General features: G+C 73.1%; 23 protein-coding genes. 14 read left to right on the plus strand and 9 right to left on the minus strand.

What is annotated here, in order from left to right:
- Nucleotides 1-38 precede the first annotated feature (38 nt).
- The gene (gene hemB / locus ACZ6EJ_RS21935) at nucleotides 39-1049 is read left to right on the plus strand and encodes a porphobilinogen synthase (RefSeq protein ID WP_469269323.1); all 1011 of its coding nucleotides are present in this window, start codon (nucleotides 39-41) and stop codon (nucleotides 1047-1049) included.
- Nucleotides 1050-1172: 123 nt separating this feature from the next.
- On the opposite strand, the gene ACZ6EJ_RS21940 is transcribed toward hemB, so the two are convergent.
- The 3 genes from ACZ6EJ_RS21940 to ACZ6EJ_RS21950 form a co-directional block, all read right to left on the minus strand.
- The gene (locus tag ACZ6EJ_RS21940) at nucleotides 1173-1538 is read right to left on the minus strand and encodes a hypothetical protein (protein WP_469269324.1); all 366 of its coding nucleotides are present in this window, start codon (nucleotides 1536-1538) and stop codon (nucleotides 1173-1175) included.
- Between the two features lie 112 nt (nucleotides 1539-1650).
- Nucleotides 1651-2439: a DUF4253 domain-containing protein gene (locus ACZ6EJ_RS21945; protein ID WP_469269326.1), complete on the minus strand. Its 789-nt coding sequence runs from the start codon at nucleotides 2437-2439 to the stop codon at nucleotides 1651-1653.
- A gap of 198 nt (nucleotides 2440-2637) precedes the next feature.
- Nucleotides 2638-3375: a DUF4232 domain-containing protein gene (locus ACZ6EJ_RS21950; RefSeq protein ID WP_469269327.1), complete on the minus strand. Its 738-nt coding sequence runs from the start codon at nucleotides 3373-3375 to the stop codon at nucleotides 2638-2640.
- Nucleotides 3376-3585: 210 nt separating this feature from the next.
- Here ACZ6EJ_RS21950 and ACZ6EJ_RS21955 point away from each other — a divergent pair, with 210 nt between their 5' ends.
- The 4 genes from ACZ6EJ_RS21955 (at nucleotide 3586) to ACZ6EJ_RS21970 (ending at nucleotide 7408) form a co-directional block, all read left to right on the plus strand.
- The gene (locus tag ACZ6EJ_RS21955; protein WP_469269329.1) at nucleotides 3586-4992 is read left to right on the plus strand and encodes a helix-turn-helix domain-containing protein; all 1407 of its coding nucleotides are present in this window, start codon (nucleotides 3586-3588) and stop codon (nucleotides 4990-4992) included.
- Between the two features lie 121 nt (nucleotides 4993-5113).
- Complete coding sequence (locus ACZ6EJ_RS21960; protein ID WP_469269331.1) at nucleotides 5114-6322, plus strand: phospholipase D-like domain-containing protein; 1209 nt, start codon at nucleotides 5114-5116, stop codon at nucleotides 6320-6322.
- 155 nt (nucleotides 6323-6477) lie between these two features.
- Complete coding sequence (locus ACZ6EJ_RS21965; protein WP_469269333.1) at nucleotides 6478-6915, plus strand: hypothetical protein; 438 nt, start codon at nucleotides 6478-6480, stop codon at nucleotides 6913-6915.
- Nucleotides 6916-7060: 145 nt separating this feature from the next.
- Complete coding sequence (locus ACZ6EJ_RS21970) at nucleotides 7061-7408, plus strand: antibiotic biosynthesis monooxygenase family protein (RefSeq protein WP_469269335.1); 348 nt, start codon at nucleotides 7061-7063, stop codon at nucleotides 7406-7408.
- 88 nt (nucleotides 7409-7496) lie between these two features.
- On the opposite strand, the gene argS is transcribed toward ACZ6EJ_RS21970, so the two are convergent.
- Complete coding sequence (gene argS, locus ACZ6EJ_RS21975; RefSeq protein WP_469269337.1) at nucleotides 7497-9278, minus strand: arginine--tRNA ligase; 1782 nt, start codon at nucleotides 9276-9278, stop codon at nucleotides 7497-7499.
- A 200-nt stretch (nucleotides 9279-9478) separates the two neighbouring features.
- On the opposite strand from argS, the gene lysS reads away from it, so the two are divergent.
- The gene (gene lysS / locus ACZ6EJ_RS21980; RefSeq protein WP_469269339.1) at nucleotides 9479-11248 is read left to right on the plus strand and encodes a lysine--tRNA ligase; all 1770 of its coding nucleotides are present in this window, start codon (nucleotides 9479-9481) and stop codon (nucleotides 11246-11248) included.
- Nucleotides 11249-11322: 74 nt separating this feature from the next.
- On the opposite strand, the gene ACZ6EJ_RS21985 is transcribed toward lysS, so the two are convergent.
- The 3 genes from ACZ6EJ_RS21985 to ACZ6EJ_RS21995 form a co-directional block, all read right to left on the minus strand.
- The gene (locus ACZ6EJ_RS21985; protein ID WP_469269341.1) at nucleotides 11323-12765 is read right to left on the minus strand and encodes a DUF2637 domain-containing protein; all 1443 of its coding nucleotides are present in this window, start codon (nucleotides 12763-12765) and stop codon (nucleotides 11323-11325) included.
- 194 nt (nucleotides 12766-12959) lie between these two features.
- Nucleotides 12960-13826, minus strand: a complete 867-nt coding sequence (locus ACZ6EJ_RS21990) for a DUF3558 domain-containing protein (protein ID WP_469269342.1) — start codon at nucleotides 13824-13826, stop codon at nucleotides 12960-12962.
- 194 nt (nucleotides 13827-14020) lie between these two features.
- Complete coding sequence (locus tag ACZ6EJ_RS21995) at nucleotides 14021-14836, minus strand: DUF3558 domain-containing protein (RefSeq protein WP_469269343.1); 816 nt, start codon at nucleotides 14834-14836, stop codon at nucleotides 14021-14023.
- 173 nt (nucleotides 14837-15009) lie between these two features.
- On the opposite strand from ACZ6EJ_RS21995, the gene ACZ6EJ_RS22000 reads away from it, so the two are divergent.
- Nucleotides 15010-16203, plus strand: a complete 1194-nt coding sequence (locus ACZ6EJ_RS22000) for an RtcB family protein (RefSeq protein ID WP_469269344.1) — start codon at nucleotides 15010-15012, stop codon at nucleotides 16201-16203.
- Between the two features lie 31 nt (nucleotides 16204-16234).
- On the opposite strand, the gene ACZ6EJ_RS22005 is transcribed toward ACZ6EJ_RS22000, so the two are convergent.
- Together ACZ6EJ_RS22005 and ACZ6EJ_RS22010 are read right to left on the minus strand one after the other, a co-directional pair.
- The gene (locus tag ACZ6EJ_RS22005; protein WP_469269346.1) at nucleotides 16235-16993 is read right to left on the minus strand and encodes an SDR family NAD(P)-dependent oxidoreductase; all 759 of its coding nucleotides are present in this window, start codon (nucleotides 16991-16993) and stop codon (nucleotides 16235-16237) included.
- 293 nt (nucleotides 16994-17286) lie between these two features.
- The gene (locus ACZ6EJ_RS22010; RefSeq protein ID WP_469269348.1) at nucleotides 17287-17871 is read right to left on the minus strand and encodes a hypothetical protein; all 585 of its coding nucleotides are present in this window, start codon (nucleotides 17869-17871) and stop codon (nucleotides 17287-17289) included.
- Between the two features lie 330 nt (nucleotides 17872-18201).
- On the opposite strand from ACZ6EJ_RS22010, the gene hemL reads away from it, so the two are divergent.
- The 7 genes from hemL (at nucleotide 18202) to ccsB (ending at nucleotide 26010) form a co-directional block, all read left to right on the plus strand.
- Complete coding sequence (gene hemL / locus ACZ6EJ_RS22015) at nucleotides 18202-19473, plus strand: glutamate-1-semialdehyde 2,1-aminomutase (protein ID WP_469269360.1); 1272 nt, start codon at nucleotides 18202-18204, stop codon at nucleotides 19471-19473.
- Nucleotides 19470-20159 (plus strand): histidine phosphatase family protein, encoded by a 690-nt coding sequence (locus ACZ6EJ_RS22020; protein ID WP_469269349.1) that lies wholly within the window; start codon nucleotides 19470-19472, stop codon nucleotides 20157-20159. Before hemL ends, ACZ6EJ_RS22020 begins: the two co-directional genes overlap by 4 nt.
- A 299-nt stretch (nucleotides 20160-20458) precedes the next feature.
- Nucleotides 20459-21709: a polysaccharide deacetylase family protein gene (locus tag ACZ6EJ_RS22025; protein WP_469269351.1), complete on the plus strand. Its 1251-nt coding sequence runs from the start codon at nucleotides 20459-20461 to the stop codon at nucleotides 21707-21709.
- Between the two features lie 67 nt (nucleotides 21710-21776).
- Nucleotides 21777-22379, plus strand: coding sequence for a TlpA family protein disulfide reductase (locus tag ACZ6EJ_RS22030; protein ID WP_469269352.1), 603 nt, complete (start codon nucleotides 21777-21779; stop codon nucleotides 22377-22379).
- 4 nt (nucleotides 22380-22383) lie between these two features.
- Nucleotides 22384-23166 (plus strand): cytochrome c biogenesis CcdA family protein, encoded by a 783-nt coding sequence (locus ACZ6EJ_RS22035; protein ID WP_469269354.1) that lies wholly within the window; start codon nucleotides 22384-22386, stop codon nucleotides 23164-23166.
- A 4-nt stretch (nucleotides 23167-23170) separates the two neighbouring features.
- Complete coding sequence (gene resB / locus ACZ6EJ_RS22040; RefSeq protein ID WP_469269356.1) at nucleotides 23171-24934, plus strand: cytochrome c biogenesis protein ResB; 1764 nt, start codon at nucleotides 23171-23173, stop codon at nucleotides 24932-24934.
- Nucleotides 24931-26010, plus strand: coding sequence for a c-type cytochrome biogenesis protein CcsB (gene ccsB, locus ACZ6EJ_RS22045; RefSeq protein ID WP_469269358.1), 1080 nt, complete (start codon nucleotides 24931-24933; stop codon nucleotides 26008-26010). The genes resB and ccsB overlap by 4 nt, the downstream gene beginning before the upstream one ends.
- The last annotated feature ends 107 nt before the right edge of the window (nucleotides 26011-26117 follow it).

Consider the following 26117-nt stretch of genomic DNA (forward strand, 5'->3'; position numbering starts at 1 on the left):
CGGTAAGCGCCCGGTGCGGGCGGGTCTATCGTCGAAGGATGACTGCGTACGGAAACTTCCCCGGCTCCCGCCCCCGGCGGCTGCGGACGACCCCGGCGATGCGGCGGATGGTCGCCGAGACGCGGCTCGACCCCGCGGACCTGATCCTCCCCGCCTTCGTCCGGGAGGGCATCGACGCCCCGGTCGCCATCTCGGCCATGCCCGGCGTGCACCAGCACACCCTGGACACCCTGCGGAAGGCGGCCGTCGAGGCGGTCGCGGCGGGGGTGTCGGGGATCATGCTCTTCGGTGTGCCGGAGGACGCGAAGAAGGACGCCGCGGGCACCGCGGGCACCGACCCGGACGGCATCCTCCAGCGCGGCCTGCGCGCGGTGCGCGAGGAGGTCGGGGACGAGCTGGTCGTCATGTCGGACCTGTGCCTGGACGAGTACACCGACCACGGGCACTGCGGGGTCCTGACGGACGACGGGCGGGTGGACAACGACGCCACGCTGGAGCGGTACGCCGAGATGGCCCAGGTCCAGGCGGACGCCGGGGCGCACGTGGTGGGCCCCAGCGGGATGATGGACGGCCAGGTCGGCGTGGTCCGCGACGCGCTGGACCAGACGGGGCACGAGGACGTGTCGATCCTCGCCTACACCGCGAAGTACTCCTCCGCCTTCTACGGGCCCTTCCGCGAGGCGGTCGGCTCCTCGCTCACCGGTGACCGCAAGACCTACCAGCAGGACCCGGCCAACGCGCGCGAGTCGCTGCGCGAGCTGGCGCTCGACCTGGAGGAGGGCGCGGACATGGTGATGGTGAAGCCCGCCGGGCCGTATCTGGACATCCTCGCCAAGGTCGCGGAGTCGGTGGCCGTGCCGGTCGCGGCGTACCAGATCAGCGGGGAGTACGCGATGGTCGAGGCCGCCGCCGAGAAGGGGTGGATCGACAGGGAGAGGGCGATCCTGGAGAGCCTGACCGGGATCCGGCGGGCCGGGGCGCGGATGGTCCTCACCTACTGGGCGACCGAGGTCGCCGGGTGGCTGGGGGACGGGCGCGGCCGGGGCTGAGCCCGGAGGCGGCGGGCCCCGTCGGGGGAGCGGCGGGCGCCGTCCCGTACGAGGGACCCGCGCGGTGGCGACGGCCGGGCCGGGTGGCGGGTGGCGTTCATGGGGTGGACGCCCTCCGCGGGGTCAGGTCCGGTCGACCAGTGCCATGAAGACGACGAAGGCGAGCACCGCGACGGCGGGGGCGGCCGCCGCCAGGCCCAGGCGCCGGGCGGCTTCGCGGGTCCGCCGGGGAAGGGCCCAGCTCGCGACGAGGACGGCGAGGGCGAGGAGCAGGCCCGTCCAGAGCACGGTCCACGCGGCCGGGAGGACGGCGTCGAACCGGTCGGCCGCCGCCTCGTCGCAGGAGCCGCAGGCCATCGTCGTGAGACCGGCGACGAGGAGGGCGAGCACTCCCGTCGGCAGCGTCACGACCGTGGAGATCAGCGGGGCGATCCAGGCGCGGCGGTCCGGGGCGTTCGCGGGGGCGGTGGTGCGGCTGTCGTCGTTCACGCGTACGAGTCAACCTCCGGGGCCCGGCGCCGGCATGAGTACGGCGACTCAGCTTCCGGTCCTCGGTCCGCGCACGGGCCGAGGGCGGGGCGGCCCTCCCGCGGGCGGGGCATCAGTCCCACCAGAAGAACCAGGCCTCCTGGCCGAGCAGGTGCTTCTCCGCGTAGGCGTCGATGTCGTGCGGCGGGACCTGGTCGATGTTGTCCGGGCAGAACGCGTAGTGCTCGGCGGCCAGGGCGCGGGCCTCGGGGAGCGTGGTGGGCGGGCGGCCGACGGAGACGACCATCGTGTCGAAGCCGAGCATGACGACCCGGAGGTCGTAGCGGTCCTCCCAGGAGCGGAGCACCGCGCAGAGGCGGGCCACGTCGTCCTCGTGGTTCACCGGTCCCGACCAGCCGATGGACGCCGGTATGTCCGCGCTGCGGCGGGCCGGGACGAGGGCGATCCGGGTGTCCGGGTCGGCGGTGACGACGCCGGCCACCCCGGCGGCCACCGCGTCCGGGTCGGCCGCGCCCTCCTGCTCCGGGGCGGGGGCGAGGCCGGGGCGGCGGGGAGCGCCCGACGAGCCGTCGTCCGGTCCGCTGGCGGGGTGGGCCGGCCAGTGGCTCGCCAGCACCTCGGCGGCGTCGTGGTCGCCCGGATACGACGCCGCGCCGGGGTGGAGGTCCCACCGCTCGGGCCACCGGCCCTGCGCGCCGCCGGAGACCAGCACCGGCAGCAGCCCCAGCCGCCGCCCGGCCGCGCGCAGGGCCGGCCAGTCGCGCGGGGTCGCCGGCCCGTCCGCGTACCAGAGCAGCGGTTCGTGCCAGGGGCCGTCGAGCGTGGCGTCCACCAGGGCGCCGGGCGGGAGGTCCAGGCCGGAGGAGGCCAGGGAGGGCAGGGGGTTCGGGAGCGTCGCCATGGTGGTGACCCTAGGGCGGGCCACTGACAACGCGCGGCGGCCGTCCGGCCCGGCGCGCCCGCCCGCGCGCCTCCTCATCGACGCGCGTGCCCGGACGGTCGTCTTCCGGTGGGCGTCACGGACCCGCGCGCCCGACCCGTACGAGACGTCCGTACGGGTCGGGCGCGCGGCGCCGCCGCGTCAGGTCGGGGCCGCTGGTCAGATGCCGAGGGCGTCCCCGATGTCCGACTGCCAGTAGGTGACGAACCCGTTGCTCGCCACGTGGGTGCCGGCCGGGAGCTTGAGGTCGACGGGGGTGTCGTACGACGCGTCGCCCCGCGTGGCGAAGAAGACCGACAGGTTCTCGACCGCGTACGGCTCGGCCTCGCCGGGGTCGCCCGCGAGGCCGATGCCCGCGTAGGCGGACGCGCCGGGGGCGATCGTGACCACGGCCTGCGGCTTGCTGCTCTCCAGGATCGGGAAGACGGACTGGGCGTCGTCGAAGCGCAGGCGCGGGGCGAAGTAGGCGTCGCAGGCGCGGGAGCCGGTGTTCTTCACCGTGAGCAGCAGGTGGTTGATCGGCCGGCTCACCTGGGAGACGGTCACCCTGGTGTTCGACGCGGTGCAGGCCACGGGCGCCTTCACGCTGGTGGCGGAGGCGGGGGTCGCGGTGTCCTTGCCACCGCGGGCGGCGCCGTCGCCGTTGCCGCCGGCGTGCTTGCCCTCGGCGGGCGTGGAGACGCTGCGGGCGGGGGTGTCGGCCTCGGACGCGGCGTCCTCGACCGGCGCGGTGGTGGCCGTCGCGGCCTTGCCGTCGGTGCTCGTCGCGGCGGGCCTCTCCGCGGCCGCCGGGGCCGCCGCGCCGTCCTTGTCGCTTCCGCCGCAGGCGGTGAGCGAGAGGGCGGCCAGGAGGGCGGTGGCGGCGAGGGCGGTGGTGCGAACGCGGTTGCTGCGCATGGTGGAAGTTCTCCCCGTTGGTTCGGTGGTCCGGTGGACCGGTGGTGCCGGTGGTGCTGCGGTCTGGTCCGAGCTTGTGGGGTGGCGGATTCCGGCCGCAACGCCTGCTCGACCATTGGGGATGCTGGAACGTCTACGCGTACGGTGACCTGCGGGAATCCCGTGTGCCTGGAACGCCGTTCCGGGACGCCCGAGGAAGGGAACGCCGTCGTGGCGACGCCGGAGGCCGCGGATTGCGCGGCGCTGCTGAAGGAACTGAAGGACCGTTCGGGGCTCAGCTACGGGGTCCTCGCCAAGAGGCTGCACGTGAGCACGTCGACCCTCCACCGGTACTGCAACGGGGACGCGGTCCCGAGCGAGTTCGCGTCCGTCGAGCGGCTGGCGCGGCTGTGCGGGGCGACGGGCGAGGAGTTGGTGGAGGTGCACCGGCGGTGGATCGTGGCGGACGCGGCGCGGCGTCGGCCCCCGACGGCGGAGGCCCGGCCCGCGGGTCCCGCTGCCGCGCCGCCTGCCGCGCCCGTCGTGGAGCCCGCCGCCGTGCCCCCGGTCGTACCGTCGGTTTCGGCCGATGTTCCCGATCCGGAGGCGGCCCCGGAGAGCGGGGAAGGCGACGGCGCCGTACCGGTGGTGACGTCCACCGCCGCCCGGCCGCCCTCGCGGTGGGGCCGGCTCACCCGGCGTACGCGGGTGCTCCTCGCCGCCGCCGTGGTCGCCGCGCTCACCGTGCCGACCGGTGTCGTCGCCGCCGACCTCCTCCCCTCCCGCGCGGAGCCCCGCGCGAGCGCGCCGGAGCGCGCCGAGAGCGAGGACGCGGTCCCGACGGCGGGGCCGCGCGCCTCCGCCTCCGGCACGCCCCGGCCCTCCGCGAGCGCGACCCAGCCGACTTCGAGCGCCCCCGCCCCCTCCGGCACGCCCTCGGGCGCGCCCTCCGCCGAGCGGCCCGCCGCGGCCGGGGCGCCGGCGGACCCCGGACCGCGGCGGCCCGAGGGCGGCACGGGGCTCGGCGCGCCGCCCGCCGTCAGCATCACGTCGTACAACTGGGACGAGCCCTGCGGGCAGTACTACCTCCTGGACCACGAGCCGGCGCGGGTCTCCCCGCCGCCCCCGCCGCAGGACACCCGCGGCTGGGCGGCCGCGTTCGGCGGGGTGGACGCCGGGAAGATGCTGCTCCAGTTGACCGTGCAGGGGACCTCCCGCGACGCGGTCGTCCTGAAGGGCCTGCACGTGCGGGTGCTGTCCCGCAAGGCCCCGCTGCCCTGGTCGGCGTACCTGATGGGGAACGGCTGCGGCAGCGGCATCACCCCGCAGTCCTTCGCCGCCGACCTCGACGCCGGGCACCCCGTCATGACCCCGGTCCCCGGCACGCAGGGGGACCTGACCGTGCCGGCCGTGGACTTCCCGTTCCGGGTGTCGTCCGAGGACCCGGAGGTCTTCAACCTCGACGTGGGGGTCGAGGGGTACGACGTCACCTGGTACCTGGAGCTGGAGTGGAGCAGCGGGGACCGCACGGGGATGCTGCGGATCGACGACCGCGGGAAGCCGTTCCGCACGAGCGGGATGAAGGGGCGGCCGGAGTACACCTACGGCAACGCCGACGTCGGATGGGTACCCCTGTGACCGGGGCGGGGGTGGGCCGATTCCGTCCGGATTCGCACAGGAGTACAGTCGGCGCGTCCGTCGCGGCTCGTCCGGCTTTGGGCCGGTCTGCCGCTCCGCCCCGCTACGACCAGGTGAAACGATGTCCGCCACCACCCAATCCGCCGACCGGATGGGACCGGACTCCCGCAGTTGCGAGGAGCGGTCCCTGCGGCTCAGACGCCGACTGGAGCGCCTCATCGGCATCGCCGCCACCGAGGGCAACTCCCTGATCCCGCTCCGCAACGGCGACGAGATCTTCGGCGCGATGCTCGCCGCGATCCGGGGCGCCGAGCACACCGTGGACCTGATGACGTTCGTCTACTGGCGCGGCGACATCGCGCTCCGGTTCGCCGAGGCGCTGGCCGACCGCGCCCGCGCCGGGGTCCGGGTGCGGCTCATGCTCGACGGGTTCGGCTGCCGGCTCATCGAGAAGGGCCAACTGGCCATGATGGAGGAGGCCGGGGTCACCGTGACCTGGTTCCGCAAGCCCCTCTACCTCTCGCCCCTCAAGCAGAACCACCGCTGCCACCGCAAGGTCCTCGTCGTCGACGAGCGGACCGGGTTCACCGGCGGCGTCGGCATAGCCGAGGAGTGGTGCGGCGACGCGCGCAACGAGAACGAGTGGCGCGACACCCACGTCCAGGTCCGCGGCCCCGCGGTCGACGGCCTCGCCGCCGCCTTCGCCCAGAACTGGGCCGAGTGCCACGACGAGTTGTTCGACGAGCGCGACCGGTTCGTCGTGGGCGAGCACGACGGGGACGCCGTCGTCCAGGTCGTGCGCGGCTCGGCCTCCTTCGGCTGGCAGGACATGCAGACGCTGCTCCGGGTCGTCCTGGAGTCCGCCGAGGAGCGCATCCGCCTCACCACCGCCTACTTCGCCCCCGACGCCTACTTCTCCGGGCTGCTGTGCGACGCCGCCCGGCGGGGCGTGGAGGTCGAGATCCTGCTGCCCGGCCCGCACACCGACAAGCGGGTCTGCCAGTTGGCGGGGCAGCGCTACTACGAGGACCTGACCGCCTGCGGCGTGAAGATCTACCAGTACCAGCCGACGATGCTGCACACCAAGGCGCTCACCATCGACCGGGTCGCCGCGCTCATCGGCTCCACCAACTTCAACCGGCGCTCCCTCGACCACGACGAGGAGGTCATGCTCGCCGTCCTCGACCGGGACTTCACCGCCGCCCTCGACGGCCACTTCGACGAGGACCGGGAGAAGAGCGTGCTGATCGAGCGCGGCCGGTGGAAGCGGCGCGACCTCCTCCAGCGGGCCAAGGAGGCGGCCGTCGTGCCGATCCGCCGCTACCTGTGAGGACGGGCCCGCGCGTACGGGTGTGACAGCGGGCCCCGGCGGGCAGGCGGGAGGACAGCGGCGCCGCCCGTCCCGTCCGGTGCCCGCAGCGCTTCGCCGTGTCCGGCCCGCCGGTCGCGTTACGCCGTGTTCCGCCATGTGAAGGGAAGGGCCCCATGAGCGCCTCAGCCGACACCTCGCCGGCGCCGACCGCCGCGGTGATCACCGAGCCCCTGCCCGACCTCCAGCTCCAACTGCTCATCCAACTCCTCGACGAGGACCCGCGCTCCAGCCTGCCCCTCACCCTCACGCACCCCGGCGGCCTGCTGCACGGGGACGTCATCGGACACGAGCAGTGGAAGGCCGAGTGGGCCAGGAGCCTGCGCCAGGTCGAGGGCGAGGGGGCCAACCTCCTCGCGGAGTTCCCCGAGACCGTCGACCAGGGCGTCCGGGAGCTGTACGCCCGCGAGGACGCGGACACGGCCCGGCTGCCGCGCTGGATCCACCTGCGGGACGTGACCCTGGTCTCCGGCTCCATGAGCGCGGTCTCCCTGCCGCTCTGGCGCGGCCGGCTCTCCGACGTGTCGGGATGGGCGCTGGGCCGCCCGCAGTAGGCGGACCGCCTCCTTCTCCGACCCCGGCCGCCGGCTCGGGGGCGGGCTTCGCCGCCGCCCGCGCCCGGCGGCCGGGCGTCCGGGCCGGGCCGCTCCACGACCGGGTCGCCGGTCCTGACTCCCGCCCGGTGACTACGCTTTCGGCATGACCGCAGAGAACCGCCCGGCCGCCGGTGCGCCGGACTCGTCCGTCACCTTCATCAACGTCTTCGAGATAGCCGCCGACGAGCTCGACGCGTTCGTCGGGGCGTGGGAGGAGCGGGCCCGCCTCATGCGGGACAAGCCCGGCTTCATCGACTCCCGGATGCACCGGGCCCGCTCGGCGGAGTCCCGCTTCCAGCTCGTCAACGTCTCCCACTGGGAGAGCCAGGAGGCGTGGGAGGCGGCCACCGCCGACCCCGACTTCGCCTCCCGCACCCAGGCCGCGCGTGAGCGCCCGGTCACGCCGAACCCGGCGGTCTACGACGTCGTCGTGGAACTCACCGCCCCCTGAGCGCCGCCGCCGCGCCCCCTCGCCGCCCCGCGCGTCGGCCCCGGCACGCGCCGCGCCGGGGCCGTCGCCGTACGGACGAGGGGCGGGGTCAGAGCCGCTCGGGCGTGCGGATGCCGAGCAGCGCCATCCCCCGGTGCAGGGTCCGGGCGGTCAGGTCGACCAGGAAGAGGCGGTTCTCGACGACCTCGGGGGCGTTGTCCGGGCTGAGGACCTGGCACTGGTCGTAGAACGTGGTCAGGTGCGAGGCCAACTGGTACAGGTACGCGGCCAGCTTGTGCGGCTCGTACCCCGCCGCCACCTCGGAGAGCACCTCCCCGAACTGGTCCAGGTGCAGGCCGAGCGCCCGCTCCGCCGGGGCCAGCTCCAGCTCCGGGTGGGCCGCGGGCGCGGTGTCCCCCGCCTTGCGCAGGATCGACTGGATACGGGCGTAGGCGTACTGGAGGTAGACCGACGTGTCGCCGTGCAGCGCCACCATCTGGTCCAGGTCGAACTTGTAGTCCCGTACGGCGGAGGTCGACAGGTCGGCGTACTTGACCGCCCCGATGCCGACGTACCGGCCGTTCTCGACGATCTCCTCCTCGGACAGGCCCACCTTGTCGGCCTTGTCCCGGACGACCGCCGTGGCGCGGGAGACCGCCTCGTCCAGAAGGTCCTCCAGCCGTACGGTCGTGCCCTCGCGGGTCTTGAACGGCTTGCCGTCCTTGCCGAGGACCGTGCCGAAGGCGAGCTGGACCGCCTTGACGTCCTCGTTCAGCCAGCCCGCCCGGCGGGCCGTCTCGAAGACCATCTTGAAGTGCAGCGACTGCCGGACGTCCACCACGTACACCAGGGTGTCCGCCTTGAGGCCCCGCACCCGGTCCCGGATCGCGGAGAGGTCGGTGGCCGCGTAGCCGAAGCCGCCGTTCGTCTTCTGGACGATGAGCGGGACCTTGTTGCCGTCCGGGCCCTTCACGTCGTCGAAGAACACGCACAGCGCGCCCTCGGAGCGGACGGCGACGCCCGTCTCCTCCAGGATGCGGCAGGTCTCCGCCAGCATGTCGTTGTAGCCGGACTCACCGACGATGTCGGGGTCGCGGATCTCCATGTCGAGCTTGTCGAACACCGAGTGGAAGTAGATCTTCGACTCGTCGACGAAACCCTGCCACAGCTCCAGCGTCTCCGGGTCGCCGGCCTGGAGGGCCACCACGCGGTCCCGCGACCGGGCCTTGAACTCCTCGTCGGCGTCGAACAGCGCCCGCGACGCCTTGTAGACGCGGTTCAGCGTCGACATCGCGGCCTCGCCGTCCGCCGCGCCGTGCTCGTGCTCCAGCGCGCCCGGATGCTCGATCAGATACTGGATGAGCATCCCGAACTGGGTGCCCCAGTCGCCGATGTGGTGGCGGCGGACCACGTTCTCGCCGGTGAACTCCAGGATGCGGACCATCGCGTCGCCGATGACCGCCGACCGCAGGTGGCCGACGTGCATCTCCTTGGCCACGTTCGGCTGGGCGTAGTCGACGACCGTCGTCCCGGCCGGCTCCTTCAGCGGCACGCCGAGCCGGCCGCCGGCGTCCGCCGACCGGGCCGCCAGGGTCTCGATGATCGCCCGGTCCGCCAGCGTGATGTTGAGGAAGCCGGGGCCGGAGACCTCGACGTCCTTGATCAGCTCGCCCGCCGGCAGGGCGGCCGTCACCTGCGCGGCCAGCTCGCGCGGATTGCCCTTGAGCCTCTTGGCGAGCGCCAGGATGCCGTTGGCCTGGAAGTCGGCCCGGTCGCTTCGGCGCAGCAGCGGGTCCGCGGCGCCGGCGTCCGGCAGCGCCGCCGTCAGGGCGTGGGCGAGCTGCTGCTGGAGCGAGGAGGCGAGGGAGGGGACCGAGCCGTGCTCAGGCATGGGACGGGCTGCCGTTTCCGTAGGGGGACGAGGGATCTCCCCAGTATCCCACGGGGCGTGAAGCCGTTTTCGCGCCGTGTCCCACGGGCGCGGAGCGGTTCTCGTGCCGCGTCCCGCGGGCGTGAAGCCGTTTTCGCGCTGCGGGGCGCACCTGGGAGAATGGGTCCCGCCCCACCGGGACCGAATGACGAGAGAAGGACGTGCCGACCGTGGCCGAGAGTCAGACCAGCACCGAGACCGACTGGGTCTCCCGCTTCGCGGACGATGTCATCGCCGAGTCGGAGCGTCGTGCGCCTGGCAAACCGGTCGTCGTCGCCTCCGGTCTCTCCCCGTCCGGCCCGATCCACCTCGGCAACCTCCGCGAGGTCATGACCCCGCACCTGGTCGCCGACGAGATCCGCCGCCGCGGGCACACCGTGCGCCACCTGATCTCCTGGGACGACTACGACCGCTACCGCAAGGTCCCGGCCGGCGTTCCGGGCGTCGACGCGTCCTGGGCCGAGCACATCGGCAAGCCGCTGACCTCGGTGCCCGCCCCGGCCGGCTCCGCGCACCCGAACTGGGCCGAGCACTTCAAGGCCGCCATGAGCCGGGCCCTGGACGAGCTGGGCGTCGAGTACGACGGGATCAGCCAGACGGAGCAGTACACCGCCGGGGCCTACCGCGAGCAGATCCTGCACGCGATGAAGCACCGCGCGGACATCGACGCCGTCCTCGACCGCTACCGCACCAAGAAGGACCCGGCGGAGGGCGCGCAGGGTCAGGGCGGCAAGAAGCCGCAGCAGCAGAAGAAGGTCGACGAGGCCGAGCTGGAGGCCGCCGAGGGCTCGGGGGCCGCCTCCGAGGACGACGGCGGCGGCAGCGGCGCGGGCTACTTCCCGTACAAGCCCTACTGCGGCAACTGCGAGAAGGACCTCACCGTCGTCACCTCCTACGACGACGACACGACCGAGCTGAACTACACCTGCTCGGCCTGCGGCTTCGCCGAGACGGTCCGGCTCTCCGAGTTCAACCGGGGCAAGCTGGTCTGGAAGGTCGACTGGCCGATGCGCTGGGCGTACGAGGGCGTGGTCTTCGAGCCGAGCGGCGTCGACCACTCCTCGCCCGGCTCCTCCTTCGTCGTCGGCGGCCAGATCGTCCGCGAGGTCTTCGGCGGCGTCCAGCCCATCGGGCCCATGTACGCCTTCGTCGGCATCTCCGGCATGGCCAAGATGTCCTCCAGCAAGGGCGGGGTCCCCACCCCGGCCGACGCGCTGGAGATCATGGAGGCGCCGCTGCTGCGCTGGCTCTACGCCCGCCGCAAGCCCAACCAGTCGTTCAAGATCGCCTTCGACCAGGAGATCCAGCGGCTGTACGACGAGTGGGACTCGCTCGGCCGCAAGGTCGCCGACGGCACGGTGCTGCCCGCCGACGCCGCCGCGTACTCCCGCGCCGTCCGCACCGCCGCCGGCGACCTGCCGAGCACCCCGCGCCCGCTGCCGTACCGGACGCTCGCCTCGGTCGCGGACATCACCGCGGGCGCCGAGGACCAGACGCTGCGCATCCTCAGCGAGCTGGACCCGGAGAACCCGCTGACCTCGCTGGACGAGGCCCGCCCCCGCCTCGACCGCGCCGAGAACTGGATCACCACCCAGGTCCCGGCCGAGGCCCGCACCATCGTCCGGGACGAGCCCGACAAGGAGCTGCTGGGCTCGCTCGACGAGCAGGGCCGCGCGTCCCTGCGCCTCCTCCTGGAGGGCCTGGACACGCACTGGTCGCTGGACGGGCTGACCACGCTGGTCTACGGCGTGCCGAAGGTCCTGGCCGGTTTGGAGCCGGACGCCAAGCCGACGCCGGAGCTGAAGGCCGCCCAGCGGTCCTTCTTCGCCCTGCTCTACCGGCTCCTCGTCAGCCGCGACACCGGCCCCCGCCTGCCCACGCTGCTCCTCGCGGTGGGGGCGGACCGGGTGCGGCGGCTGCTCGGCGCGTAACCCCGCGGGCATGACGGAGGGCCGCCGTCCGGATCACCGGGCGGCGGCCCTCCGCCGTACGCGGCGGGTGTCCGTCAGGGGGTGCGGTCGACGGCCGCCGACTGCGGGTCGTACGCCCGCTCGAACTCCGGCATCAGGCGGCGGAGCAGGTCCGCCGAGCCGGGATGCCGGGCGTTGCGCGCGTCGGCGAGGTGGGCGTCCAGGGCCGCCACGCTCGGGGAGCGGCCCTCCCGGTCCTTGTACGCGCTGAACGCCTCGAAGGCCAGCTCGGCGTAGTCGACGTCCTCCTGCGGCCACTCCTCCAGTTGCGGAGCGTCCTCGGGGTCGAGCACGGGGGGAGCCTCCACCGGCGGTGCGGCCGGCGTCGGCCGCGGCTGCTGGGCCGGCTGGGCCTGCGTGGGGCCCGAGGGGATCTTGACCGGTACGGGCTCCAGCCCCTCGACGTAGTCCGGGTCGTACGCGGTCTCGCGCGCGTTGTCCGGCAGGCGCTGGGCGGCGAACCACGGGCTCTCGTGGGTGGCGGGCACCGGCTGGGGCTGCGGGTGCTGGGGCTGCAGCGCGGCGGTCGGGCCCTGGTCGGGGCGGGTCCGGGCGCGGACCGGGTCGTCGCCGCGGCCGGGCGGCTGCTCGTGCCCGGCCTGCTGGTCGTGGCCGGGCGGCTGGCCGTGGCCGGACCGCTGGTCGTGGCCCTGCTCGCGCTCCCGCTCGGGGACCTGCCCGTAGGGGCGGCCGGCCTCGCCCTCGTACGCCTGCTCGTGCTCCCGCCGCGGTGCGTACGGCCCCAGCTCCGCCTGCGGGCGGACCGGCTCGACCGAGGGCAGCAGGACCGGCTCGATGCCCGCGGCGGCGAGCCCGGCCGGGGCGGTCTCCGCGAGCGGCACCCCGTACTTCGCCAGGCGCAGCGGCATCAGGGAGTCGATGGGGGCCTTGCGCCGCCAGTTGCGGCCGAAGCGGGCCTGGAGCCGGGCCTGGTAGATCAGCCGGTCCTGTTCGAGCTTGATGACCTGCTCGTAGCTGCGCAGCTCCCACAGCTTCATCCGCCGCCACAGCTTGAACGTGGGGACGGGGGAGAGCAGCCAGCGTGTGAGCCGGACGCCCTCCATGTGCTTGTCGGCCGTGATGTCCGCGATCCGGCCCACCGCGTGGCGGGCGGCCTCGACGGAGACCACGAACAGGACCGGGATCACCGCATGCATCCCGGTGCCGAGCGGGTCGGGCCAGGCCGCGGCGCCGTTGAACGCGATCGTCGCGGCCGTCAGCAGCCACGCCGTCTGGCGCAGCAGCGGGAACGGGATGCGCATCCACGTCAGCAGCAGGTCCAGGGCGAGCAGGACGCAGATGCCCGCGTCGATGCCGATGGGGAAGACCAGGGAGAACTGTCCGAAGCCCTTCTCCTCCGCCAGCTCGCGCACGGCGGAGTAGGAGCCCGCGAAACCGATCGCGGCGATGAGCACCGCGCCGGCCACGACGACCCCGATGAGTATGCGGTGCGTGCGTGTCAGCGGCATCGCGGCCACGCGCGATCCCCTCCCCGACTGTTGTCCCCGACGCCGTTCAGCGGCCGGGCGGTGGACGTCCGGCGAGGAGACAGCCTGGCACACACGTGCGAGCGGCGTCGGCCAGGGGCGGGGGGCGCCCGGCCCTCGGGGAGGGCCGGGCCCGCCGAACCGCCTGCTGGACCCGGTGGTCGGCGGGGTGCGGGGCCGTCAGATCACGACTTGGTCCTGGTCTTGGAGCCGGTCTTCCTGCTGTCGCTGTCGTCGCTGTCGTCGCCCGAGCTGACGTCCGCGCCCGCGCCGCTGCCCGCGTCCTTCGCGGCCGCGTCCTTCGTCGGGGCCGTGGGCTTGGGCGTGGCGTCCGCGTCGGGGGCCGCCCCGACGGCGGCGACGGCCTCCTTCGCCGCCTTCTGCGCGTCCTTGGCGATGTCCGCCGTGGAGGGGGACTTGGCGCCGGCGAAGCCCGCGCCGTTGTAGGTCAGGGTGACGACGACGTTGCCGGTGCGCGCCACGACGGTGGCGTAGGAGAAGTCCTCGCCCGTCTTGGTGAGGCCGTAGGTGACGAGGGTGGCCGCCTCGCCGATGCCGGCGGCGGGCTGGGCGGCGACCTTCTCGGCGCCCTCGGCGGCCTTCGCCTTGGTGATCTGCTTCGTGTAGTCCGCCGTGGCGCGCCGCGCGCCGCTGCCCAGTGCGCGGTCCGAGTCGAAGCGGGTGAAGCCGACGTCGAGCCAGCGGTACTGCGAGCCCTTGACACCCTTGTCGTCCAGGCCGTTCCACGAGCAACTGGCCCGGACCGAGAGGTCGTTGGACTGGCCGGCGGTCCCGTTCTCTTTCTTGGCGTCGGGGACCAGGTCCTCGATCGTCTTCTTCTTCACGGAGGTGCACGGGTCGGGCAGGTCGGCGAACTTCGCCGGTTCGAGCGCGGGCTCCGTGGGCTTGGCGCCGGCGGTGCCGGACGACGAGGAGCCCGCGTTCTTCCTGTCGCCGGAGCCGGAGTCCGACGAGCAGCCGACGGCTACGAGCATCACCGGTACGGCGGCGCAGGCGAGGAGGCGGGACAGGCGCGGAGCGGATCGGTGCATGGTTCCTTCACTCGGATGGCACGGGCCCCGCTGGGGGGCTCGGTCGTGCGGTGTGCGGGCGGGCTCGGTGGCGGGCGGTGCGTCGTACGGACTCTTCGGTGAGCCACCGTACGTCGGGCCGCGGACGTCCCGCGCCCTCGTCGCGGGTCGCCCGCGGCCGGACCCCGGCCGACGGAGGCCGACGGGGTCCGGGCCTATTCGCTGAGCGCGTCGGCCAGTCCGCGGGCCAGGGCCTGCGCTTTCTCCTGGAGTTCCGCGCTGTCGGGCACCTTGGTGACGAGGGCCGGCTGCTCGCCGTACCGGACGGTCACGATGACGTTCGATGTGCGGAACACCACGCTCACCGTGCGGTGCTGCGCGGTGGAACCGGCCCGCGTGAGGAGGTCGTCCAGGAACGCGGCGTCCCCGAGGCCCTCCAGGACGCGCGGCCGCAGATCCTGGCCGGCGCCGCTTCCGGCGGACGGGGCTGAGGACGGGGCGCCGGGGGTGGCGGAGGCGCCCGGCGAGCCGGTCGGCCCGGCTCCGGGCCTCCCGGTGGCTCCGGCGGTGCTCGCGCCCGCGCTCGGGACGGGCTCCGTCGCCCCCGACAGGCCCGCGGCCTCCTCCTTCTTCGCGTACGCCGCGTCGGCGCGGTCGTCGTCGCTCACGGCGGGGTCGTACGACACGACGCGCTCGAAGTCGATCGACAGGCTCCGGGAGGCGTCCGGCGCGTCGGACTTCCAACTGCACCCGACCTTGCGATCGGTGTCGTACGTGAGCGAAGCGGACCCCCGCAGCACCTTCTCGCGCTGCTCGGGGGGCAACTGCGCCGCGCCCGGCAGCAGGTCCTTGAGCGTTCCCGGCGGCACGGCGCGGCAGGGCGCGGGCAGGGTCAGGTACCGGCCGGGGGGCGCGGAGGTGGCAGCCGGGCTGTCCGGCTTGCTGTCGCCGCCGCTCGCGTCGTCGCCGGAGCCGGCGCTGCAGCCGACGGCGAGCGCCGCGAGCAGCGCGACGCCGGGTACGTACGCCATGTGTCGCACCGTCCCAGGCTCCCTTCGGTACGGAAAAACGGGTTGCCGCCCGCAGGCGGCCGATGGAGACAATGTGTATCGCACGCGCTGCCGTGTATGCCGGTCGGCCGTCGTTTTTGTCGACCTCGGCACCGGTTTTGCGCTTCCAGGCTTTTCGGGGGAATAGAGGGATTATGTCGTATGTAGAGATGCCGGGGGCGCAGGTCCCGATCCGCATGTGGGCGGACCCCGCCTCGGTCGAGGACGTCGCGATGCAGCAGTTGCGGAACGTCTCCACGCTGCCGTGGATCAAGGGGCTCGCGGTCATGCCGGACGTCCACTACGGCAAGGGGGCGACGGTCGGCTCGGTGATCGCGATGCACGGCGCGGTGTGCCCGGCGGCGGTGGGGGTGGACATCGGCTGCGGGATGTCGGCCGTCAGGACGTCCCTGACCGCGAACGACCTGCCCGGCGACCTGTCCCGGCTGCGCTCGGAGATCGAGCGGGCCATTCCGGTGGGCCGGGGGATGCACGACGACGCCGTGGAGCCGGGGCGGCTGCACGGATTTCCCACGGCGGGCTGGGACGCTTTCTGGGGCCGGTTCGACGGGATCGCGGACGCGGTCAAATTCCGCCGCGAACGTGCCGCGAAGCAGATGGGATCGCTCGGCTCGGGAAATCACTTCATCGAGTTCTGTCTCGACGAGAGCGGTTCCGTCTGGTTGATGCTGCACTCCGGTTCGCGCAACATCGGCAAGGAACTGGCCGAACACCACATCGGCCAGGCGCAGAAACTGCCGCACAACCAGGGCCTGGTCGACCGCGATCTCGCGGTGTTCGTCGCGGACACCCCGCAGATGGCCGCCTACCGCAACGACCTGTTCTGGGCGCAGGAGTACGCGAAGTTCAACCGGGCGATCATGATGGGGCTCTTCCAGGACGTGGTCCGCAAGGAGTTCAGGAAGGCGCGGGTCACCTTCGACCCGGTCATCTCCTGCCACCACAACTACGTGGCGGAGGAGCGGTACGAGGGCATGGACCTGCTGGTCACCCGCAAGGGCGCGATCCGCGCCGGCGCGGGGGACCTCGGGATCATTCCGGGCTCCATGGGCACCGGCTCGTACATCGTGAAGGGGCTCGGCAACGACGCATCGTTCAACTCCGCCTCGCACGGCGCGGGCCGCCGGATGAGCCGGAACGCCGCCAAGCGGCGCTTCTCCACCAAGGACCTGGAGGAGCAGACGCGGGGCGTGGAGTGCCGCAAGGACTCCGGCGTCGTCGACGAGATCCCCAGCGCCTACAAGCCGATCGAGCAGGTCATCGACCAGCAGCGGGACCTGGTCGAGGTGGTGGCCAAGCTGAGGCAGCTCGTGTGCGTCAAGGGGTGAGGCCCTTCTCCCCGCCCGGTCCACCGCATCCCTACAGGGTGCGGTGGACCTTCGTGTTGGAGGCCTGGGCGCGGGGGCGGACCACCAGGAGGTCGATGTTGACGTGGCTGGGCCGGGTGACGGCCCAGCCGATCGTGTCGGCCACGTCCTCGGCGGTCAGGGGGGCGTCGACGCCCGCGTAGACCCGCGCGGCCTTCTCCGTGTCGCCGCGGAAGCGGGTGGTGGCGAACTCCTCGGTCCGGACCATGCCGGGGGCCACCTCGATGACGCGGACCGGGGTGCCGACGATCTCCAGGCGCAGGGTCTCGGCCAGGACGTGCTCGCCGTGCTTGGCCGCCACGTAACCGCCGCCGCCCTCGTAGGTGGACAGGGCCGCGGTCGAGGACAGGACCACGATCGTGCCGTCACCGCTCGCGGTGAGGGCGGGCAGCAGGGCCTGGGTGACGTTGAGGGTGCCGATGACGTTGGTCTCGTACATCTGCCGCCAGTCCGCCGGGTCGCCGGTCGCCACCGGGTCGGCCCCCAGCGCCCCGCCCGCGTTGTTGACCAGCAGCGAGAGGGAGCGGAACGCGGTGGCGAACTCGTCGACGGCCGCCCGGTCGGTGACGTCCAGCGCGAACGCCGTCGCCCGGTGCCCCGCCTCCGTGATCTCGGCGGCGAGCGCCTCGATGCGGTCCTTGCGGCGGGCGGTGAGCACGACCCGGAAGCCGGCGGCGGCCAGCGTACGCGCGGTCGCCGCGCCGATCCCGCTGCTCGCACCGGTGACGACGGCGGTGGGGGTGGCGGCCATGGCGATCTCCTCGGGCGACGGGTCGGTTACGCGCAAGGATAGGCAGGCGCGGGCGTACGCCGGTCGGCGGTGGGAGGACGGGGCCGCCTGCCGGGGACCGGGCGCGCACGGCCGCCCCGCCCCGGCGCCCCGAGCGCGGCAGGCGAGGGTGTTAGGCGAGCCGTTCCCGGTCGCGGAGGGCGCCGGAGCGTTCGCGCGGCTGCCGGCCGTGACGGGACGCGATCCGGGGTGGCGCCGGTCCGGCGGCTGACCCGGTCGGGGCCGGGGCTCCCCCTTTTCCGGGCGGCCCCGGCTCAGGGCCACACCAGGCAGTACGCCTGGTGTCCCGCGTCGTGCAGGCGGTGGGAGAAGTCCTGCCACTCGTGGAGGAGTTGGTAGACGTTGAACGCGTCGCGCGGGCCGCCGCGGTCGGGGACCGTGGACCATATGAAGGCCGCCGCGCCGACCGACTCCTCGCCGACGCCGCGCAGCGGGTCGACGACGGTCATCGGGAGCTTGACCACGGCGTAGTCGGGGTGGAGGACGACCAGCTCCAGCGGGGGGACCGCGTGCAGGGGTATGCCCTGGATGCCGGTCAGGACCATCGCGGCCACCGTCTCCGGCTTGATCTTGGTGAACATGCCGCCCATGCCCAGCTCGTCACCGCCCAGCTCCTCCGGGCGCATCGAGATGGGCACCCGCGCGGCCGTGGCGCCGTCCGGGGCGCCGAAGTACTTGTAGGTCACCCCCATCCCGCCACCGCTCCTGCTCCGGGGCGCCGGAGTGCCCTCCGGGCCCCTGCCCTGTACGCGCTCGGCCCTGCGCCGGTGCCGCCCTCGACGGGCAGGCTCGGGCCCCAGGCCGTCCGTCCCTTCGCCCACTCCGCCACCGCGATGCATATCTCATCCACCCGACTACTTCTTAGGAGGCACGGCCCCCGCCGCGCAACCCGATCATCGTGTCAGTGACCTCCCCCACGGGCGTGCGGTGAAACACCAGTCCGCAAGACCGTCCGTGCCTCTGACACCATGGCATGTGTGAGCTTTCCCTATGAGGCCCCAGTTTCGCAGACCCGTGGGGGCTGACGCCCTTTCGTGATACGAGGGGAGGGCGCTCCCCGCTCACCGGTGGCCGAGATTCTCAGGATTTTCCGGCCCGGCCTCCCGCTAACCGAATCGCAGATCAGGACCAAAGTGGCGTATTCATACGAAGCCCCAGTTTCGCAGTCGCTGTTCGACCGGGCGTCCGTCGTGACGCCCGGCGGCGTGAACTCACCCGTGCGTGCCTTCCGGGCCGTGGGCGGTACGCCCCGGTTCATGGTGTCCGGCTCCGGTCCGTACCTCACCGACGCCGACGGCCGCGAGTACGTCGACCTCGTGTGCTCGTGGGGGCCGATGATTCTCGGCCACTCCCACCCCGAGGTCATCGCCGCCGTCCAGGAGGCGGTCGCGCGGGGCACCTCCTTCGGCACGCCGGGTGAGGGCGAGGTCGCGCTGGCCGAGGAGATCGTGGCCCGGATCGCCCCGGTCGAGCAGGTCCGCCTGGTCTCCTCCGGCACCGAGGCGACGATGTCGGCGATCCGGCTGGCCCGCGGCTTCACGGGCCGGGCCAAGGTGGTGAAGTTCGCCGGCTGCTACCACGGGCACGTGGACGCGCTGCTCGCCGCCGCCGGGTCGGGCCTGGCCACCTTCGGGCTGCCCGACACTCCGGGGGTGACCGGCGCCACGGCCGGGGACACCGTCGTGCTGCCGTACAACGACCTGGAGGCCGTGCGGGCCGCGTTCGCCGCGCACCCCGGTGAGATCGCCTGCGTGATCACCGAGGCGTCGCCGGGCAACATGGGCGTCGTGCCGCCCGCCGAGGGGTTCAACGCCGGGCTGAAGGAGCTGTGCGCCGCCCACGGCGCCCTGTACATCTCCGACGAGGTCATGACCGGCTTCCGTACCTCCAGGGCCGGCTGGTACGGCGTCGACGGCGTCCGGCCCGACCTGATGACCTTCGGCAAGGTGATGGGCGGCGGCTTCCCCGCCGCGGCGTTCGGCGGCCGCGCCGACGTCATGGCCCACCTCGCCCCGGCCGGCCCGGTCTACCAGGCGGGCACCCTCTCCGGGAACCCGGTCGCCACCGCCGCCGGGCTCGCCCAACTGCGGCTGCTGGACGACGCGGCGTACGCGAAGCTCGACGCCGTCTCCGCCGAGCTGCGCACCCTGGTGGGCGACGCGCTCGCCAAGGAGGGCGTCGCGCACACCGTCTCCGCCGCGAGCAACATGTTCTCCGTCTTCTTCACCGACGAGCCGGTCCGCGACTACGACGACGCGAAGAAGCAGGACGCCTTCCGCTTCACCGCGTTCTTCCACGCGATGCTGGAGCGGGGCGTCTACCTGCCGCCCTCCGCCTTCGAGTCCTGGTTCGTCTCCACCGCCCACGACGAGCGGGCGGTCGAGCGCGTCGCCGCCGCCCTGCCCGCCGCCGCCCGCGCCGCCGCGGAGGCCACCGCATGAGCGGCGACGAGCTGACGGTGGTGCACGTGGTGCGCCACGGCGAGGTGCACAACCCCGACGGCGTGCTCTACGGGCGCCGCGCCGGCTACCACCTCTCCGACCTCGGCCGGCAGATGGCCGACCGGGTCGCGGAGCACCTGGGCAAGCGCGACGTCACCCACGTCGTCTCCTCCCCGCTGGAGCGCGCCCAGGAGACGGCCGCCCCCGTCGCCCGGGCGCACGGCCTGGACCTGGCCACCGACGAGCGGCTGATCGAGGCCGCGAACATCTTCGAGGGCAAGACCTTCGGCGTCGGCGACGGGGCCCTGCGCCGGCCGGACAACTGGAAGCACCTCACCAACCCGTTCAAGCCCTCGTGGGGCGAGCCGTACATCGAGCAGGTCGTCCGGATGATGGGCGCGCTCGACGCGGCCCGCGACGCGGCGCGCGGGCACGAGGCGGTCTGCGTCAGCCACCAGTTGCCGATCTGGATCGTCCGCTCCTTCGTGGAGCGCCGCCGGCTGTGGCACGACCCGCGCAAGCGGCAGTGCACCCTGGCCTCGCTGACCAGCTTCACCTACCGGGGCGATCGGATCGTCTCGGTCGGCTACACGGAGCCCGCCCGCGACCTGGTCCCCGCGCACCTGCTGGCCGGGGCCAAGCCGGCCAGGAGGCGGCCGGGCCAGTCCAAGGCGTTCGGCTCGTAGCCGCCGCGCACGGGACGACGGGAGGCGTACGCGGGGGCCCGACAGCACACGCGTACGCGGGACACGACGGGACCGGCCGCCGCCACGGGCGGGGGCCGGTCCCGTCCCCTTTTGCGGCCCGCGCGTACGGGCGGGGCGGCGGCGCCGGCCCGCCCGTCTGGGAGGGGGCTCCCGGAGGGGCCGCCGGGTAAAGCGTGCAGAAACTCGTCGAGCACGCGGAACCGTCTTGATGCACACCCCATCTAACATCTCAGCAGTTCATATGACTTTGAGATGAAACGACCGCAGATGGGGACGGTATGCGCGACATCAACCGAAGGGGACTCCTCGGGGCGGGCCTCGGCGCCGCGGCCGCGATCGGGCTCGCCAGTTGCGGCGACTCGGGCCCCTCCGGCAGCGGGGGAGAGGGCCGGGGCGGCGGCGGTGCCGCAGGCGGCAGCGGCAGCGGAAACGGTTCCCCGAAGCGCCCGGTCCGGTTGATCGGCGACGGCTCCACCGCCGACACCGGCAAGCAGCCCCGCCAGCCCGCCGCGCCCGTCCCGCTCGAACCCGGCCAGACGCCGCCGCAGTTCGTGATCTTCTCCTGGGACGGCGCGGGCGAGGTCGGCAACGGGCTCTTCCCCCGCTTTCTCGAACTGGCCAAAGAGCACGACGCGGCGATGACGTTCTTCCTCTCCGGCATCTATCTGCTGCCCGAGTCGAAGAAATCCCTCTACCGCCCGCCGAACAATCCCCGCGGCGCCTCCGACATCGGATACCTCACCGACGAGCACGTCAAGGACACGCTGACGTACGTGCGCCAGGCGTGGCTCGACGGTCACGAGATCGGCACCCATTTCAACGGGCACTTCTGCGGCGGGTCCGGTTCGGTGGAGCGCTGGACGCCCGACCAATGGCAGAACGAGATCGACCAGGCCGTCTCCTTCGTCACCGAATGGCGCACCAACACCGGCTGGGAGGACGAGGATCCGCTTCCGTTCGACTACCGCAAGGAGCTGGTCGGAGGCCGCACCCCCTGCCTGCTCGGCCAGGACAACCTGCTGCCGACCGCCCGCAAGCTGGGCTGGCGCTACGACGCCAGCTCGCCCGGCGGCCGCCAGACCTGGCCGGTGAAGCGCGGCGGCCTCTGGGACCTCCCGCTCCAGGCGATGCCGTTCCCCGGACACTCCTTCGAGGTCCTGTCGATGGACTACAACATCCTCGCCAACCAGTCGCGGAACTCGACCAAGGGGATGCCCTCGCGCTATCCCGGTTGGCGCACCCAGGCCACCGAGGCGTATCTCGCCGCTTTCCGGCGCGCGTACGAGTCGAACCGCGCGCCTTTCTTCATCGGCAACCACTTCGAGGAGTGGAACGGCGGCATCTACATGGACGCCGTCGAAGAGGTGATCAAGAAAGTGGCGGGCCACGACGATGTGCGCCTCGTCTCGTTCCGGCAGTTCGTCGACTGGCTCGACGTGCAGAATCCCGCCGTCCTCGACAAGCTCCGGACGCTGGACGTCGGGCAGTCGCCCGCCGGGGGCTGGAACTCCTTCTTTAAACAGCCCTGACAAGGGGCTTTCCGGGCACCGAGGGGGGCGCGGGGGATCTCCGGAACTGCCATGCGAAACTTTTCACATGAGCTCTGGCCGCGCACCCCGACGCCGCTTCACCCTGCTCGCCGCCACCGCCGCGGCCGGCGCCCTGACGCTGTCCGCGTGCGGCGGCGGCGACACGGCGGGCGGCGGTGGCAACACGAACTTCGTCACCGGCAGCGGGGGCGTCTCCACCGTCGCCCGGAGCGAGCGGGCGCCCGCGCCGAAGCTCGACGGCACGGACCTGGCCGGCAAGCCGCTCGACCTCGCCGACCACCGGGGCAAGGTCGTGGTGCTCAACGTCTGGGGCTCCTGGTGCGGCCCCTGCCGGCTGGAGGCGAAGTACTTCGCGCAGGTCGCCGAGGAGACGGCGGACCAGGGCGTCCAGTTCCTGGGGATCAACACCCGCGATGCCCAGCGGGACGCGGCGGTGAACTTCGAGAAGGACTACGGGATCACCTACCCGAGCTTCTTCGACCCCAGCGGCAAGCTCATCCTCCGCTTCCCCAAGGGGACGCTGAACCCGCAGGCCATCCCGTCCACCGTGGTCGTCGACCGGGACGGGAGGATCGCGGCCCGCACGCTCCAGGCGCTCGACGCCGAGGAGCTGCGCGAGATGATCGACCCGATCATCGCGGAGAAGTGACCCGGTGACCGCGCTCACCGCGTACCAGGGGACCGCCACGCTCGCCGCGGCCAACGACGCCGTGCTGAGCGGGACCCTCCTGGTCTCCCTGCCCATCGCCCTGCTGGCCGGGCTGATCTCCTTCTTCTCCCCCTGCGTCCTGCCGCTCGTCCCCGGCTACCTGAGCTACGTCACCGGGGTCGCCGGCACCGACCTGGCCGACGCCCGGCGCGGCCGGGTCGTGGCCGGCGCCTCGCTCTTCGTGCTCGGCTTCACCGTCGTCTTCGTCTCCGGCGGGGCGCTCTTCGGCTACTTCGGCCGGGAGCTCCAGGTGCACGCCGAGCTGCTCAACAAGGTCCTCGGCGTCCTCATGATCCTCATGGGGGTCTTCTTCATGGGCCGGCTGCCCGGGGTGACGCAGCGCGAGTTCCGCTTCCACAAGCGGCCGGCGACCGGGCTCGTCGGCGCGCCCGTGCTGGGCGCCCTCTTCGGGATCGGCTGGACGCCCTGCATCGGCCCGACGTTCGCCGCCGTGAGCACGCTCGCGTTCACCGAGGGCACCGCCGGACGCGGTGCGGTGCTGACCGTGGCGTACTGTCTCGGACTCGGCGTCCCTTTCGTCCTCGCCGCGATCGCCTTCCGCAAGGCGCTCGGCGCGTTCGGCTGGGTCAAGCGCCACTACGCGTGGGTCATGCGGATCGGCGGCGGCATGATGATCGTGACCGGGATCCTGCTGCTGACCGGCGCGTGGGCCGCGCTGATGCAGCAGATGCAGGGCTGGTCCAGCGGCTTCGTTGTGGGGATCTGAGTTCATGAGCAAGGCGAACGGCACGGACGAGCGCGAGCGGGAGGCCCCCCTCGGCGCGGCCGGGGAGCGGCTCTCCACCGCACCCCGCGAGGAGGCGGCGGACACCGGCGGGACCGTGCCCGCCATGGGCGTGATCGGCTGGGTCCGCTGGTTCTGGCGCCAGCTCACCTCCATGCGCGTGGCCCTGATCCTGCTCTTCCTGCTCTCCCTCGGCGCCATTCCGGGATCGCTGATCCCGCAGACCAGCGTCGACGAGCTGAAGGTCCAGGACTTCAAGGCCCAGCACACCACGCTCACCCCGATCTACGAGAAGCTCCAGCTCTTCGACGTCTACAGCTCGGTGTGGTTCTCCGCGATCTACCTCCTGCTGTTCGTCTCGCTGATCGGCTGCATCGTGCCGCGCACCGGGCAGTTCATCGGCCAGTTGCGCAGCCGCCCGCCGGGCGCGCCCAAGCGGCTGACGCGGCTGCCCGCGTACACGAGCTGGCGTACGAGCGCCGCGCCCGAGGAGGTCCACGGGGCGGCCCTCGCGCTGCTGCGCAAGCGGCGCTTCCGCTCGCACCCGGTGGGCGGCGCCGTCGCCGCCGAGAAGGGCTACCTCCGCGAGGCCGGGAACCTCGTCTTCCACCTCGCGCTGATCGTGATGCTGATCGCGTTCGCCGCCGGGCAGCTCTTCAAGTCCGAGGGCGGCAAGCTGATCGTCGAGGGCGACGGGTTCTCCAACACGCTCACCCAGTACGACGACTTCCGGGCCGGGTCGCTGCACGACACCGACTCGCTGCCCCCCTTCAGCTTCACGCTGGACGACTTCGTCGGCACGTACGAGGAGAGCGGCCCCCAGCGCGGCACCCCGCGGACGTTCGAGGCCAGGGTGACGTACTCCGAGGGGGTGGACGGACCCGACCGCAAGGGCGTGATCCGGGTCAACGAGCCGCTCGTGGTCGACGGCACCAAGGTCTACCTGATCGCCCACGGGTACGCGCCCGTCGTCACCGTGCGGGACGGCCGCGGCCAGGTCGTCTCGCGCACCTCCGTGCCGCTGCTGCCGATCGACGACAACATCACCTCCTCCGGCGCGCTCAAGGTGATGGACGGCTACCGGGACGCGGCCGGGAAGAAGACCCAGCTCGGCTTCAAGGCGTTCTTCGTGCCGACCTTCGCCGGCGAGGGCAAGGGCCAGATGTTCTCCCAGTTCCCCGGACTGGAGTTCCCGGTCCTGGCGCTCAGCGCGTACCACGGCTCCCTCGGCGTCGACTCGGGGCTGCCGCAGAACGTCTACCAACTGGACACCGCCAAGATGAAGGAGTTCAAGGACGCCGACGGGGAGCTGCTCAAGAAGATGCTGACCCCTGGCGAGCGGCTGGACCTGCCGGACGGCGGCGGGTCGATCACCTTCGAGGGCGTCGAGGAGTGGGCCAGCTTCCAGGTCTCCCAGCAGCCGGGCAACGGCTGGGCGCTCGCCGGGGCCGTCGCCGCCGTCGCCGGACTCGCCGGCTCGCTGTTCATCCAGCGCCGCCGGGTGTGGGTGCGGGCGGTGCGGGGCGCGGACGGCGTCACCGTCGTGGAGATGGCGGGCCTCGGCCGCAGCGAGTCCGCGAGGCTCCCCGAGGAGCTGGGCGGCCTCGCGGCCGCCCTCGTCACCGCCGCGCCCGTCGCCGAGGACGACCCCGGCCCACCGGGCGCCCCCGGCGCACCCGACGCTGCCAACGAGGCCGGGAGCCGGCCCGTCCACCCTGCCGATGCACCTGCCGAAGGGGCTGAGAAGTGAATCTCGCCGCCGCAACGAACGAGAGCCTGGCGCACACCAGCAATGTGCTGATCTATTCGTCGATGGCCGTCTACACCCTGGCCTTCTTCGCGCACATCGCGGAGTGGGTCTTCGGCAGCCGCAGCAAGGTCGGCCGCACGGCCGCCGCGCTGTCCGGCGCCGGGGCGAGCGCCCCCGCCTCCGCCGCCCCGGCGGTGCGGACCGGCGCCACCGCCGTGCTGGAGCGGCCCCGGGTCGTCACCCGCTCCGCCGCCGGCGCCCGCGACGTGCCGGACGGGCCGGGCGCGGCGGGCGGCACGTACAAGGGCGACCTGTGGGGCCGGATCGCGGTCTCGCTGACGGCGGTGGCGTTCCTCGTCGAGGCCGGGGGCGTGGTCACCCGCGCCCTGTCGGTACGGCGGGCGCCCTGGGCCAACATGTACGAGTTCTCCATCACCTTCTCCACGGTGGCGGTCGGCTCCTACCTGGTGCTGCTCCTGCTGCGGAAGAACGCGCGCTGGATCGGCCTCCCGCTGGTCACCACGGTCCTGCTGGACCTCGGCATCGCGACCACGACGCTCTACACCGACAGCGACCAGCTCGTGCCCGCGCTGCACTCGTACTGGCTCTGGATCCACGTCTCGACCGCGATCATCTGCGGCGCCGTCTTCTACCTCGGCGCGGTCGGCACGGTGCTCTACCTCTTCCGCGACCGCTACGAGAGCAGGGTCGCCGCCGGCTCCACGCCGGGGAGGTTCGCCTCGTCCGTCCTGGAGCGGCTGCCCTCGGCCGCGTCGCTGGACACGTTCTCGTACCGCATCAACGCGGCCGTCTTCCCGCTGTGGACGTTCACGATCATCGCGGGTGCGATCTGGGCGGGCGACGCCTGGGGCCGCTACTGGGGCTGGGACCCCAAGGAGGTCTGGTCCTTCATCACCTGGGTCGCGTACGCCGCCTACCTGCACGCCCGCGCCACCGCCGGCTGGAAGGGCCGCAAGGCCGCCTACCTGGCGCTCGTCGCCTTCGGCTGCTGGCTGTTCAACTACTACGGCGTGAACATCTTCGTCTCGGGTCTGCACTCCTACGCGGGGGTCTGAGCCCGGCGACGGGGGGGGGGGGGGGGGGGGGGGGGGGGGGGGGGGGGGGGGGGGGGGGGGGGGGGGGGGGGGGGGGGGGGGGGGGGGGAGGGGGGGAGGGAGAGGGA

It is taken from the genome of Streptomyces sp. NPDC041970 (assembly GCF_055588985.1).